The 13,363-nt window shown below is 62.5% G+C and carries 16 protein-coding genes; 15 read left to right on the forward strand and 1 reads right to left on the reverse strand.

Annotated elements, in window-relative coordinates; all coding sequences use genetic code 11:
- Nucleotides 1-152: 152 nt before the first annotated feature.
- From M2361_RS04260 to M2361_RS04305, 10 genes are all read left to right on the forward strand, one after another.
- Nucleotides 153-644: a low molecular weight protein-tyrosine-phosphatase gene (locus M2361_RS04260; protein ID WP_259246370.1), complete on the forward strand. Its 492-nt coding sequence runs from the start codon at nt 153-155 to the stop codon at nt 642-644.
- Nucleotides 645-837: 193 nt separating this feature from the next.
- On the forward strand, nt 838-1,380 hold the full coding sequence (iscR, locus tag M2361_RS04265; protein ID WP_050445292.1) for a Fe-S cluster assembly transcriptional regulator IscR: 543 nt from the start codon (nt 838-840) through the stop codon (nt 1,378-1,380).
- 21 nt (nt 1,381-1,401) lie between these two features.
- Nucleotides 1,402-2,613: an IscS subfamily cysteine desulfurase gene (locus tag M2361_RS04270; protein ID WP_259246373.1), complete on the forward strand. Its 1,212-nt coding sequence runs from the start codon at nt 1,402-1,404 to the stop codon at nt 2,611-2,613.
- A 33-nt stretch (nt 2,614-2,646) separates the two neighbouring features.
- A complete protein-coding gene (gene iscU, locus M2361_RS04275) occupies nt 2,647-3,051 on the forward strand; it encodes a Fe-S cluster assembly scaffold IscU (protein ID WP_006220174.1) in 405 nt (134 codons plus the stop codon).
- Nucleotides 3,052-3,053: 2 nt separating this feature from the next.
- The gene (gene iscA, locus M2361_RS04280; RefSeq protein ID WP_050445294.1) at nt 3,054-3,377 is read left to right on the forward strand and encodes an iron-sulfur cluster assembly protein IscA; all 324 of its coding nucleotides are present in this window, start codon (nt 3,054-3,056) and stop codon (nt 3,375-3,377) included.
- A gap of 3 nt (nt 3,378-3,380) precedes the next feature.
- Nucleotides 3,381-3,893 (forward strand): Fe-S protein assembly co-chaperone HscB, encoded by a 513-nt coding sequence (hscB, locus tag M2361_RS04285; protein WP_259246376.1) that lies wholly within the window; start codon nt 3,381-3,383, stop codon nt 3,891-3,893.
- 73 nt (nt 3,894-3,966) lie between these two features.
- Nucleotides 3,967-5,829: a Fe-S protein assembly chaperone HscA gene (gene hscA, locus M2361_RS04290; protein WP_259246377.1), complete on the forward strand. Its 1,863-nt coding sequence runs from the start codon at nt 3,967-3,969 to the stop codon at nt 5,827-5,829.
- A 9-nt stretch (nt 5,830-5,838) separates the two neighbouring features.
- Nucleotides 5,839-6,180: an ISC system 2Fe-2S type ferredoxin gene (gene fdx, locus M2361_RS04295; RefSeq protein WP_006225293.1), complete on the forward strand. Its 342-nt coding sequence runs from the start codon at nt 5,839-5,841 to the stop codon at nt 6,178-6,180.
- On the forward strand, nt 6,180-6,374 hold the full coding sequence (iscX, locus tag M2361_RS04300; RefSeq protein WP_100856274.1) for a Fe-S cluster assembly protein IscX: 195 nt from the start codon (nt 6,180-6,182) through the stop codon (nt 6,372-6,374). The genes fdx and iscX overlap by 1 nt, the downstream gene beginning before the upstream one ends.
- Before the next feature lie 128 nt (nt 6,375-6,502).
- Nucleotides 6,503-7,393 (forward strand): methylglyoxal synthase, encoded by an 891-nt coding sequence (locus M2361_RS04305; protein WP_259246379.1) that lies wholly within the window; start codon nt 6,503-6,505, stop codon nt 7,391-7,393.
- Between the two features lie 46 nt (nt 7,394-7,439).
- On the opposite strand, the gene M2361_RS04310 is transcribed toward M2361_RS04305, so the two are convergent.
- Entirely contained in the window at nt 7,440-8,240 is an 801-nt protein-coding gene (locus M2361_RS04310) for an enoyl-CoA hydratase/isomerase family protein (RefSeq protein ID WP_259246380.1), read from the reverse strand.
- Between the two features lie 266 nt (nt 8,241-8,506).
- Here M2361_RS04310 and M2361_RS04315 point away from each other — a divergent pair, with 266 nt between their 5' ends.
- The 5 genes from M2361_RS04315 (at nt 8,507) to M2361_RS04335 (ending at nt 13,363) form a co-directional block, all read left to right on the forward strand.
- Entirely contained in the window at nt 8,507-9,331 is an 825-nt protein-coding gene (locus M2361_RS04315; protein ID WP_259246381.1) for an ABC transporter ATP-binding protein, read from the forward strand.
- A complete protein-coding gene (locus M2361_RS04320; RefSeq protein ID WP_100856269.1) occupies nt 9,331-10,209 on the forward strand; it encodes a branched-chain amino acid ABC transporter permease in 879 nt (292 codons plus the stop codon). Before M2361_RS04315 ends, M2361_RS04320 begins: the two co-directional genes overlap by 1 nt.
- A 3-nt stretch (nt 10,210-10,212) precedes the next feature.
- On the forward strand, nt 10,213-11,250 hold the full coding sequence (locus M2361_RS04325; RefSeq protein WP_100856268.1) for a branched-chain amino acid ABC transporter permease: 1,038 nt from the start codon (nt 10,213-10,215) through the stop codon (nt 11,248-11,250).
- 60 nt (nt 11,251-11,310) lie between these two features.
- A complete protein-coding gene (locus tag M2361_RS04330; protein WP_050445304.1) occupies nt 11,311-12,492 on the forward strand; it encodes an ABC transporter substrate-binding protein in 1,182 nt (393 codons plus the stop codon).
- 76 nt (nt 12,493-12,568) lie between these two features.
- Nucleotides 12,569-13,363, forward strand: coding sequence for an ABC transporter ATP-binding protein (locus M2361_RS04335; RefSeq protein WP_167401130.1), 795 nt, complete (start codon nt 12,569-12,571; stop codon nt 13,361-13,363).

Here is a 13,363-nt window from a genome sequence, read left to right on the forward strand (position 1 = left end):
CAGACCGATTCTTTAGTGAGCTTTAACCTTTAAAGTCCGTTGTAATCTATTGATTATCCAAGACAAAGGTAAAATGAATAGTGGCTTGCGGCCAATTGTTCATTTGCAAAAAAAGCTTGCCTTATCTCGGGTTTTCCCGCACACTTACTCCCATGATGACCAAGGTACTTTTCGTTTGCATGGGCAATATCTGTCGCTCGCCGAGCGCAGAGGGCGTGTTTCGCCATTTGGTGAACGACGCGGGTTTGGGCGATGTGGTTCGCATCGACTCCGCGGGCACGCACGCGTTTCACATTGGCGAGGCGCCTGATGCCCGGGCGCAGGCTGCGGCGCGTAAGCGCGGCTACGAGATCACGCACTGTGAGGCGCGTCAGGTCACCGCGGAAGATTTCCGCGACTTTGATCTTATCCTCGCCATGGATTGGGACAATCTGTCCGCCATGCAACAACAGTGCCCCAAAATCTATCAGCACAAGTTGATGTTGCTGATGCGCTTTGCCAATGAGTTCGAAGAGGCCACCGTGCCCGATCCGTACTATGGTGGCGCCGATGGCTTTGGCAAGGTTCTCGATTATCTGGAAGATGCCTGCCAGGGAGTCCTGGAATTGGTCCGCAAGCGCGCTACCCAGTACCAAGCGGCCTGATCGCTTTTTACGTAGAGCCGCCAGCAGTGCGGCTCTTGGGGTACATGGCAGTGAAAAAACCGCGCATCAGCGCGGTTTTTTCTGGCCTGGAGCCATACCAAATTAGTCGGGAATAGGCTATACTTGACCCAATTACTCGGGTATTGACCGCTGGATTCGCCGGCGGCCATTGCCGAATCACAGGGAACCCACCATGCGGCTAACTACCAAAGGGCGTTTCGCCGTGACTGCCATGATCGATCTCGCCATGCGCCAGCATAGCGGCCCGGTCACTCTTGCGGCCATCAGCCAGCGTCAGAACATTTCGCTTTCCTATCTGGAACAGCTATTCGGGAAACTGCGTCGCCACGAGCTCGTGGACAGCGTACGTGGCCCGGGCGGCGGTTACTCGCTTGCGCGTCTTGCGCGCAACGTGACCGTTGCTGACATCATCTTCGCGGTCGATGAGCCGCTGGACGCCACCAGCTGTGGCGGCAAACGGGACTGTACGAGCGGCAATGACGGCAAGCCGGGCAAGTGCATGACGCATGAGCTCTGGGCCACGTTGAATCGCAAGATGGTCGATTACCTGGATTCGGTGTCCCTGCAAGATCTGGTCGATCAGCAGCGCGTGCGCCAATTGCAGGAAGCCAGCAATCAAGCGCAGGCCTGCGCGGTGCGTGTCAATCGGGTAGGGGGCGCCAATGCTGCCGCCAATTCCCCGACCACGGCCGTTGCGGCCAATGCCACCGTATAAGCAGTATCAGGAGTTGTAGATATGACCACCCGCCCGATTTATTTTGATTATTCGGCCACGACACCCGTCGATCCACGCGTCGTGGACAAGATGGTGCCTTGGCTTTACGAGAACTTCGGCAACCCGGCATCGCGCAGCCACGCTTATGGCTGGGATTCCGAAGAAGCCGTTGAGCGCGCCCGTGAAGAAGTTGCCAAGCTGGTCAACGCCGACCCGCGCGAGATCGTCTGGACGTCCGGCGCAACGGAATCCGACAACCTGGCCATCAAAGGCGCCGCGAATTTCTACGCGGAACGCGGCAAGCACATCATCACCGTCAAGACCGAGCACAAAGCCGTGCTGGATACCTGTCGTGAATTGGAGCGCCAAGGTTTCGAAGTCACTTACTTGAACGTAAAGGACGACGGCCTGATTGATCTGGACACTTTCAAGGCGGCCCTGCGCCCCGACACCGTGCTGGTATCGGTCATGATGGTGAACAACGAGATCGGCGTCGTCCAGGATATCGAAACGCTGGGCGAGATCTGCCGCGAGAAGGGCATCATTTTCCATGTGGACTCTGCTCAGGCGACCGGCAAGGTGGAAATCGATCTGCAAAAGCTGAAAGTCGACTTGATGTCGTTTTCGGCGCACAAGACCTACGGTCCCAAGGGTATCGGCGCGTTGTACGTGCGTCGCAAACCGCGTATCCGCATCGAAGCGCAAATGCACGGTGGTGGTCACGAGCGTGGCTTCCGCTCGGGCACGCTGGCCACGCATCAGATCGTGGGCATGGGCGAGGCGTTCCGCCTGGCTCGCGAAGAAATGGGTACCGAGAACGAGCGAGTCCGCATGTTGCGTGACCGTCTCTGGAACGGCCTGTCGCAGATCGAAGAGGTCTATTTGAACGGCGACATGGACCAGCGGGTACCGCACAACCTGAACGTCAGCTTCAACTACGTCGAAGGCGAGTCCCTGATCATGGCGATCAAGGAACTGGCCGTGTCCAGCGGTTCGGCTTGCACGTCGGCCAGCCTGGAGCCGTCGTACGTGCTGCGCGCCCTGGGTCGTAATGACGAGTTGGCGCACAGTTCCATTCGTTTCACGCTGGGCCGCTTCACGACTGAAAAGGAAGTGGACTACGCGATTGAATTGCTCAAGAGCCGCGTTGGCAAGCTGCGCGATATGTCGCCGCTGTGGGAAATGGCCAAGGAAGGCATTGACTTGAACACCGTGCAATGGGCTGCGCACTAAGCGCCCGCGCCAAGAAATTCGTGGAGAAATAACATGTCTTACAGCACCAAAGTTCTGGATCACTACGAAAACCCCCGCAACGTCGGTTCGTTCGACAAGTCGGACGAGTCGGTGGGCACCGGCATGGTCGGAGCGCCCGCCTGTGGCGACGTCATGAAGCTGCAGATCAAGGTGAATGAAGCCGGCGTGATCGAAGACGCGCGCTTCAAGACCTACGGCTGCGGCTCGGCCATCGCGTCCAGCTCGCTCGTGACCGAATGGGTCAAGGGCAAGACGTTGGATCAGGCCATGAACATCCGCAACACGCAGATTGCCGAAGAGCTGGCCTTGCCGCCGGTGAAGGTGCACTGTTCCATCCTGGCCGAAGACGCAATCAAGGCCGCGGTGCAGAACTACAAAGAAAAGCACTCGGCGCCGGCTGAAGCGGTGGCAGGCTGATCATGTCCGTCACCCTGACCCAACAGGCAGCCAACCACATCGGCCGCTACTTGCAAAAGCGCGGAAAGGGGATTGGCTTGCGGCTCGGCGTTAGGACGACGGGCTGCTCCGGCATGGCCTACAAGTTGGAATACGTGGACGACTCGGCGCCGGAAGACGTCGTGTTCGAGAGCTTTGGCGTAAAGGTCTTCATTGACCCGAAAAGCTTGGCTTACCTGGATGGTACCGAGCTGGATTACGCCCGCGAAGGCCTGAATGAAGGTTTCAAGTTCCGTAACCCCAACGAGAAGGCGACCTGCGGCTGCGGCGAGTCGTTCACGGTGTAAGTCTTGGCTGTAGACGACCATTTCACGCTGTTCGGCTTGCCCGCCCGTTTTGATCTGGACGCGCAAGCCTTGGAAACCTCTTGGCGCGCTGTTGCCGCGCAGGTGCATCCTGATCGCTACGCCACAGCTAGCGCCGCGGAACGTCGCGTCGCCATGCAGTGGGCGGCGCGCGCCAACGAGGCTTACCGCGTGTTGCGAGATCCCTTGCTGCGGGCGCGCTATCTGTGCGAACAGGCAGGCGTGGATTTGCAGACTGAGAGCAACACGTCCATGGACACGGCTTTCCTGATGCAGCAGATGACGTGGCGCGAGATGCTGGATGACGCGCGCGACGATACTGATGCGATGGCGGCGTTGCGGGCAGAGCTGGAAGAGGCGCGTGTTTCGATGCGCGCCACGCTGAAACGCCTGCTCGACGACGAGCGCGATTACGCGGCCGCAGGCCTGAAAGTGCGGGAATGGATGTTCGTGGAAAAGCTGGCGCAAGAGCTGGCAGACGCCCAGCCCGCCGGATAGCGAACCCTGTGTTGGGGCGCCTGCCGCAGCGGGCGCCAGCACACCGCCGCTCACTGACCAGAAGAACACAATCATGGCCTTATTGCAGATATCCGAGCCCGGTGAGTCGCCCGCGCCGCACCAGCGCAAGCTGGCGGTGGGCATTGATCTGGGCACTACCAATTCCCTCGTTGCGGCGGTGCGCAGCAGCGTGGCTGAAGTGCTGCCAGATGCGCAAGGCCATGCCTTGCTGCCGTCGGCGGTGCGTTATTTTCCTGGCGGCAAAGTCACGACCGGCCGCGAGCCGCTGGCGCAGCAGGCTGAAGACCCCTTGAACACCGTGGTGTCCGTGAAGCGATTCATGGGCCGTTCGTTGGACGAGGCGCGCGCCACGCGGGCACCTTACGAATTTGTGGATGCGCCCGGCATGGTGCGCATTCGCACGGTGCAGGGCCACCTGAGCCCCGTTGAGGTGTCGGCGCAGATTCTGGCGGTGTTGCGGCAGCGTGCCGAAGACGTGCTGGGCGACGATCTGGTTGGCGCGGTGATTACCGTGCCCGCTTATTTTGACGACGCACAACGCCAGGCAACGCGCGATGCCGCCCGCCTGGCGGGCCTGAACGTGCTGCGCCTGCTGAACGAGCCGACGGCCGCGGCCATTGCCTATGGCCTGGATCATGCTTCGGAAGGCGTCTATGCGGTTTACGACCTGGGCGGCGGCACGTTCGACATTTCCATTTTGCGTCTGACGCAAGGCGTTTTCGAAGTGATTTCGACTGGCGGCGACACGGCGTTGGGCGGGGATGATTTCGACGCCTTGATCGCCGACCATGCGGTGGCCAAGCTGGCCGCCGGTGAGTTTTCGCCCGCTGACCGCCGTGGCCTGTTGATGGCCGCGCGCGCCGCGCGTGAAGCCTTGTCGACGGCGGATAGCGCCACTTTGAAGCTGCCGCTGTCGGACGGGCGTGCCGTTGACCTGGTGTTGACGCGCGCTGAGTTCGAGGCGTTGGCACAGCCGCTGATCGAACGCACCCTGGATTGCGCGCGTCGCGCCTTGCGCGATGCGTCGCTGAAACCGGCTGACGTGCGTGGCGTGGTGATGGTGGGCGGCGCAACGCGCATGCCCGTGGTACGTGCTGCGGTGGGCCAGGTGTTTGGTACCGAGCCGCTGACCGATCTGGACCCGGATCAAGTGGTGGCGCTGGGCGCCGCGTTGCAAGCGAATTTGCTGGCCGGCAACCGCGCGCCGGGCGAAGACTGGCTGCTGTTGGACGTGATCCCGCTGTCATTGGGCCTGGAAACCATGGGCGGTCTGGTTGAGCGCGTGATTCCTCGCAACAGCACCATCCCCGTGGCACGCGCGCAAGAGTTCACCACGTTCAAGGATGGCCAGTCGGCCATGAGCATTCATGTGGTGCAGGGCGAACGTGACCTGGTGGCGGATTCGCGTTCGCTGGCACGGTTTGAACTGCGCGGAATTCCTCCCATGGTGGCTGGCGCGGCGCGTATCCGCGTGACGTTCCAGGTGGACGCCGACGGGCTGCTGAGCGTGACTGCTCGCGAGCAAAGCACGGGTGTCGAGGCCGCGGTCTCGGTCAAGCCGTCCTACGGCCTGGGCGACGACGAGATTGCGCAGATGCTGGCCGACAGCGTGGCGCAGGCGGATACGGACGCCCGCGCGCGCATGTTGCGCGAGCAGCAAGTGGACGCGCGCCAGCTGGTGGAATCGGTGCAGGCGGCGCTGGCTGTGGACGGTGACTTGCTGGATGCTGACGAACGCAAGCGCGTCGACGAATGCCTGCAGGCTGCCATCGACGCGCAGGCCGCGGACGATGTGGAAACGGTAAAAGCCGCGGTGCAAGCCTTGTCGGCCGCTACCGACGACTTTGCCGCGCGCCGCATGGATCGCAGCATTCGCGCTGCGTTGGCCGGCCGCAAACTTGATGAGATTGCCTGAAAAGACGTTATGCCGAAACTGACTGTATTGCCTCATCCCGACTACTGCCCGGAAGGCGCCGTGATTGAAGACGCGCCCAAGGGCGTGTCGATCTGTCGTGTATTGCTGGACAACCACATCGACATCGAGCACGCCTGCGAATTGTCGTGTGCGTGCACGACCTGTCACGTGGTCATCAAGCAAGGTTATTCCGCGTTGGAAGACGCAACGGATGACGAAGAAGACCTGCTGGACAAGGCCTGGGGCCTGACGCCGACGTCGCGCCTGTCGTGCCAGGCGTTGGTGACCGACACGGACCTGACGGTAGAAATTCCGAAGTACACCATCAACCACGCCAAAGAGGGCCATTGATGAAGTGGACCGATACCTACGACATAGCCGCCGCCCTGGTCGACGCGCACCCCGACGTCGACCCCAAGACGCTGCGTTTTACGCAGTTGCGCGAATGGGTCATGGCATTGCCTGAATTCAACGACGACCCCGCCCACTGTGGCGAGAAAATCCTTGAGGCCATCCAGATGGCCTGGATAGACGAAGCGGACTGACCCGCCGACGCGAACAACGCTCCCGACAGGGGGCGTTTTTGTTTGCGCGGCCGTCATGCCGCGGCAAGGGCGGCCACGGTATCATCAGGGATCCGCACGTTGTGACCCCTACTTGTTCGAGTCTACTGATGCCCGCTGCCCAACTGCGCTTTGGCCTGGCCGCCAACCGTCTGCACCACGAAACCCCCGACGCCGCCTTGTTTACCTGGCTACGCGCGTGTTCGTCCACCATACGCGAGCTTGGCGTGCAACTGCACACCGTCGGCCGCACGCATGACGCCATCGTGCGCGAAGGCATGCTGCAAGGCTATAGCGGCCTGGTTCGCTATCCCTATGGACGCGAAGGCGGGCTGATGAAGCTGGTGGCCCGCGTGACCGAAGGACGTGATGGGCAGGCGCCCTTTGACGGGGCAATCTATCTGATCGACCCCGTGGATCCGTCGTCGATTTTTCCGGAGGCGCTGGCGTTGAAGCGGCAGTGCATCACCCACGGTCGACCGTTCATTTCGACCTTGGCGGGCGCGATCGAATGGATGGAAGTCGAACGCCTGCACGCGGGACTGGCGCCGGATGCGTCCGTGTCGCGCTTGTTCAATTTTTCTGGCCAGACCTTGGCCATGATTGCCCACGATGCGCTCAAGGACGAGATGGTGGCGTTCGCAAGCGAGCATTTCGATGTGCTGTCGCAATTTGCGCGCCGCGTGGCGACGGGCACGACGGGCGGACGGCTGAATGACCTGGCTTGGTCGCGCGGGTGGCCGAAAGACAAGCCCTGGGTGCATCGCTACCTGAGCGGACCGCTTGGTGGCGACGCCCAGATCGCCGAGCTGGTGCTTGAACATCAATGCCAACGCGTGATCTTCTTCGAAGACCCGCATGTGGCGCGCCAACACGAGGCCGACATCCAATTGCTGGAGCGCGCCGTGCGCGTGGTGACGGAATCGGCAACCTGCGCGACATCGCCCACCGTGGCGCGGCGCTGGGCGCAGGCCGTGGAAAAGCGCATGGCGCTTATCTGAACGGCGCTTATCTGAACGGGGCTTATCTGAATGGGGTTTATCCGATTTACCCCTTGAACGCCGGCGCGCGTTTTTCACGGAATGCGCGCACCCCTTCGGCAAAGTCCGCGCGCGCGGCCGAGTCCAGAAAGCGCGCCGTTTCATTGGCCAACTGCGTTTCCAGCGAGGCATGCTCGGCTGAGCGCAGCAGGTCTTTCGCGCCCGCGATGCCGTGGGGCGCGTGGCGCGCCAAATCCTCGGCGTAGCGTTCTGCGGCTTTGGCGAATTCGCTGGCGGGCACGCTGCGGGTGATGATGCCCCAGGCCAGCGCGTCGCGCGCGGTGAAGGGGTCGTGGCGCAGCAGCAGGTCCAAGGCGCGCTTGGGGCCCAGCACGCGGGCCAGGCCGTGCGTCATGCCGGCGTCGGGCGTGGCGCCCAGCTTCAGATATGCGGTCATGAAGCGGGTGTCGTCCTCGGCAATTGCCAGGTCGCATGCCAGCACCAGCGACAGGCCCGCGCCCGCCGCCACGCCATGCACCTGCGCCAGCCAAAGCTTGTTCATGCGTGCGATACGCGCGACGAAATCGTTAAGCGGCGTGAACAGATCCTGCAAGGTGGCGCGGACCTGCGCGGGTTCGCCCGTAAACATACTGATGTCGCCGCCCGCGCAGAATGCCTTGCCCGCCGCGCACAGGCGCACGACGCGGATGGCAGGCTGCGTTTCGATCCACTGCGCGGCGCGTTGCAGGTCGCGCGCCATGGCGACGTCGATGGCGTTGAGCGTATCAGCGCGGTTCAGCGTGACGGTGGCAAGGGTGCCATCGACCGCTAGCAGCAGCGTTTGAAACGCGGGAAGTTCCTGGGTCATGGCTTGTCTCCGTTATCGGGTAAGTACCAACTGTCGATCCAAAAACCGCGATGCTATGGTCTGAACCGAGCGCTTGCTTGGTTTTGTTTTAAGCAGACCTAGCGTAACGCATAGTGCTACCGCATAGAACGATTTTCCAGCGCTGGATTGGCGTAGGTAAAGACAGGTTCGTTGCATCTCCTGCCTCGCGGGTTGCCGATTCATCGTTTAAAAAATGTCCGCCCAAGGCGGCAAAAAAACTTCGCGATCAATCAGCGAGGAGACAAATGGTGGATCAGTCCAAGCACGCTCCTTTGCTGGAGGTGGATGGGGTTACCTTGGCGTTTGGCGGCGTCAAGGCGCTGACCGGCGTGGGGCTTAGCGTGGCGCCCGGCACCATCACCACAGTCATCGGCCCGAACGGCGCGGGCAAGACTTCGCTGTTCAACACCATTTCCGGCTTCTACAAACCGGCCACGGGCCACATCCGATTTGAAGGCCGGGACATCACCCGCGTAGCGGCGCCGGAGCGCGCCCGGCTGGGCCTGGCGCGCAGCTTTCAGAACATCGCGCTGTTTCGCGGCATGACGGTGCTGGACAACATCAAGCTGGGGCGGCACGCGCACTTGCGCACCAATGTGCTGGACGCCTTGTTCTATCTGGGCCGGGCGCGCCGCGAAGAGATGGCGCTGCGGGCCGACATCGAAGAACGCATCATCGACTTTCTTGAAATCGACCATATCCGTCACGCTCCGGTGGCGGCCTTGTCGTATGGCTTGCGCAAGCGCGTGGAACTGGCGCGCGCGCTGGCGATGCAGCCCAAGGTGCTGATGCTGGACGAACCCGTGGCCGGCATGAACCGCGAAGAAACGGACGACATGGCGCGCTTCATCCTGGATGCGCGATCTGAATGGGGCGTGACGGTGCTGATGGTGGAGCACGACATGGGCATGGTGATGGACCTGTCCGATCACGTGGTGGTGCTGAACTTCGGGCAGGTGATCGCGGACGGCACGCCTGCCGAGGTGCAGGCGAACCCGGAAGTCATCAAAGCCTATCTGGGCGCGGGCGATGTGGGCGACCTGCGCCGCCGCCTGCGGGAAGCCGCGTGATGGACGCGCTGTTCTTCCTGGAGGTCAGCCTGGCGGGCCTGGGCAGCGGCGGCCTGTATGCGCTGGCGGCATTGGCCTTCGTCATCGTCTACAAGGCGACGCGCGTCGTGAACATCGCCATCGGCGAATTCCTGATGTTGGGCGCGTACGTGTTCTATGCCTTCGCAACAAGCATGGCGTGGCCGATCTGGCTGGCCATCGTGGGCGCGGTGGTGGTGTCGGGCGCGTTGGGCGCCTTGGTCGAGCGCTTGACCATACGGCCGATGCTGGGCGAGGCCCCGATCTCGGTCTTCATGGTGACGGTGGGGCTGGCGTCGATTCTGGTGGGCGCGGTGGAACTGATCTGGACGGCCGACCAGCGCCGCCTGCCGGAATTCATGCCGCGCTCGCCCGTGATGATCGGCGAAGCCTTCGTGGCGCCCAAGGTGTTCTACGGATTCTGGGTGGCGGTGGTGCTGGCGCTGCTGGTGTTGGTGGTGTTTCGCTACTGGCGCGGCGGCGTGGCGCTCCGGGCGACGGCATCCGACCAGGGCGCGGCCTATGCCATGGGCATCAACGTGCCGCGCGTGTTCTCGCTGGCGTGGGTCGCTGCCGGCGCATTGGCCGCCGTATCCGGCGTGATCGTGGGCGCCATCGGCGGCATCTCCTCGTCGATGGGCGTGTTTGGCCTGTCGGTGCTGGTAGTGGTGATCGTGGGTGGGCTGGACAGTGTGGCGGGCGCGCTGGTGGGTGGCGTGTTCATCGGTTTGCTGGAGGCTTGGGCGGGCGCCTACCTGGGCGGCGAATTCAAGCTGCTGGCCACTTTCATCGTGCTGGTCGTGGTGTTGATGGTCAGGCCCTACGGCTTGTTCGGCACCCGTGAAATCGAGAGGCTTTGACCCATGCGCATCGCAACCGCGAAGCAGACTTATCTGGCCGACGAAGCCCTGTTCGACACGCGCACCCAGCATGTCTGGCTGGCCTTGCTGGCGGCGTCGCTCGTGCTGTTTCCCTTTGTGGCGGACGCCTATTGGCTGTACCTGGCGTGCCTGGTCGCCATCAACATCGCCAGCGCCACGGGCTTGAACATCCTGACGGGCTATACCGGGCTGGTCAGCCTGGGGCAGGCCGCGTTCATGGGGCTGGGCGCGTACACGGTGGCAGTGATGGAACTGCGGCTGGGCACGCCGGTGCTGGTCAACCTGTTGGGCGGCGGCGTGGTGGCGATGCTGGGCGGCTTGCTGGTGGGCATTCCGTCGCTGCGCGTCAAGGGTTTGTACCTGGCGATTTCGACCATTGCCGCCTCGTTCATTGCGCACTTCATTTTTGCGAACTGGGAATTCACGGGCGGAACCAGCGGCTTGCAGGTGCCGCCCGCGCGCGTGCTGGGCGTGGACCTGGATACGTCCTTCAAGATCTATTGGCTGATCGTGCCGGTAACGGTGCTGATGGTGCTGGGCGCGGCGAACCTGTTTCGCACCCGCATCGGGCGCGCGTTCATCGCCATCCGCGACCGCGACATCTCGGCTGAAGTGCTGGGCATCCACTTGCTGCGGTACAAGCTGCTGTCGTTCGGCCTGTCGTCGTTTTATGCGGGCGTGGCGGGCGGGTTGTGGGCGTACTTCTTTCGCGTGGTCACGCCCGAGAGCTTTCCGCTGATCATGTCCATCTTCTTCCTGGCCGCCATCATCGTGGGTGGCATGGGGTCGATCCTGGGGGCCATTCTGGGCGCGGTGTTCATGACCATGGTGCCCGAACTGCTCAAGCTCATCGTGGGCTGGCTGCCCGTGGGCGGCGACGCGCTGCGCCTGGTGTCGCCCGTGCGCACCATTGTTTTCGGCCTGCTGATCGTGGGCTTTTTGATCTTCGAGCCGCATGGGCTCGCGGAAATCTGGCGGCGCGTACGCCGCTTCTTCCACCTGTGGCCATTCCGGACCTGAACGCTGACTGGCCGATTGCAAAACGCATTGCAACACCTACAAGACCCAAGGAGACACATCATGAAGCGCATCCGGATAGGCAGCGGTTTATCGAAGTTGTTGGCCCCGTTGGGCCTGGCGGCGGCATTGGCGGCGGCGCCGGCAGCACAGGCGGCGGACGACCTCGTGCTGGGCGGGTCCATTCCCTTGAGCGGCGTGTTCGCGTTTGCCGGGCAGGGCATCCACGCCGGCATTTCCGACTATGTAAAGATCATCAACGAACAAGGCGGCATCAAGGGCCGCAAGCTGCGCTACGTGCCGGAAGACACGGCCTACAAGGTGGATGCGTCGGTGGCGGCCTTCAAGAAAATCACCAGCCAGAACAAGGTGAACTTCTACTACGGTGATTCCACCGGCTTTTCGAAGACCATCAACGCGGAATTGAACCGCACCGGCGACATCCTGATGACCGGTGCGTCGTTCGCGACTGAACTGAACGACCCCGCCAAGTATCCGGCGCAGTTCATGCTGGGGCCGGACTACACCGAGATGTTCGGCATTCTGCTGCGCTACATCGCCAAGGAGCAGCCGGGCGCGAAAGTGGCCTTTGTGTATTCCGACACCGAGTTTGGCCGCGACCCCATTGCCAGCTCGCGCGCCGTGGCGGAAAAGCTGGGGCTGAAAGTCGCCACCGAAATCATGACGCCACCGGGCAGCGTGGATGTGTCGACCGAAGTGATCAAGCTGCGCCGGGCAGACCCGGACTTCACCATCTTCCACGGCTATGTGCTGGCGCCCATTCCGGAATTCGTCGGACAGGGCAAGCGCATGGGCTTGAAGACCCGTTACATGGGCACGTTCTGGACCATGGACAACTCCACCGTGATGCAGATGGGCGAAGATGCCGAGGGCTTCATGGGCGTGATGCCTTATCGCTACTACTACGACACCGAGGGCGATGCGCCGATGTTGAAGAAGATCCGCGAAATGCGTCCGCAGTACCAAAGCACCGGCTATATGCAGGGCTTCCTGGCGGCGATGCTGTTTTCGGAAGTGGCCAAGCGCACGCTGGATGCCGGCAAGGAGCTGACCAGCGCCAACATGAAGGCCGCGCTGGATGGCATCAAGGACTTCGACACAGGTGGCTTGATTGGCGTGCCGGTCACGATAAAGGGCAACTCCATTCCGGTGGGCCGCATCTATCGCGCCGATGTGAAGCAAAAGCAGATGGTGCCGGCGTCCGACTGGATCGTGCTGAAGTGAGGCGGCTGTGAACCTGGGACAACACGCGCAGTTGGCACAGACATCGGCATCGACCACCGCCGCCGCGCCCGCGGCGGTGTTGGACATCAACAATATCGAGGTCGTCTACAACAAGGCGGTGCAGGTGCTGCGCGGCTTGTCCCTGTCGGTGCCGGCCGGCAGCATCGTGGCGCTTCTGGGCAGCAACGGCGCCGGCAAATCCACCACGCTGAAGGCCGTGTCCGGCTTGCTGGACCTGGAGGACGGGGAACTGGTGCGCGGGCACATTGCCTTCAACGGCGGTGATACGGCGGGCACCAAGCCGCAGAACCTGGTGCGCGCGGGCCTGGCGCACGTCATGGAGGGCCGTCGCGTGTTCGAAGACCTGACCGTGGAGGAAAACCTGGTGGCGGCCACCTACGCGCTGACGGGACGGCCCGACGCGCGCGTGGACTTCGACCTGGTGTACGGCTATTTTCCGCGTCTGTTCGAACGACGGCGCGGCTTGGCGGGCTACTTGTCCGGGGGCGAGCAACAGATGCTGGCCATCGGGCGCGCGCTGATCGCTCAACCCAGGTTGATGCTGCTGGACGAACCGTCGCTGGGCTTGTCGCCAATGCTGGTCGAGAGCATCTTTTCCATCATCGCCCGCATCAACGCCGAGCAGGGCGTGTCGATGCTGCTGGTTGAGCAGAATGCGTCGGTGGCGCTGGCCGTGGCGCACTACGGCTACATCATGGAGACCGGCAAGGTGGTCATCGACGGCTCGGCTGACAAGCTGGCCGCCGACCCGGACGTGCGCGAGTTCTATCTGGGCGTGGGCGGCACGGGCGACGCGCGCGGCTTTCGCGACATCAAGCACTACAAGCGCCGCAAGCGCTGGCTGTCATGA

Origin of the sequence: Achromobacter sp. JUb104 (assembly GCF_024806975.1) — a bacterium.
In the GTDB taxonomy this organism is placed as follows: Bacteria; Pseudomonadota; Gammaproteobacteria; order Burkholderiales; family Burkholderiaceae_B; genus Achromobacter; species Achromobacter spanius.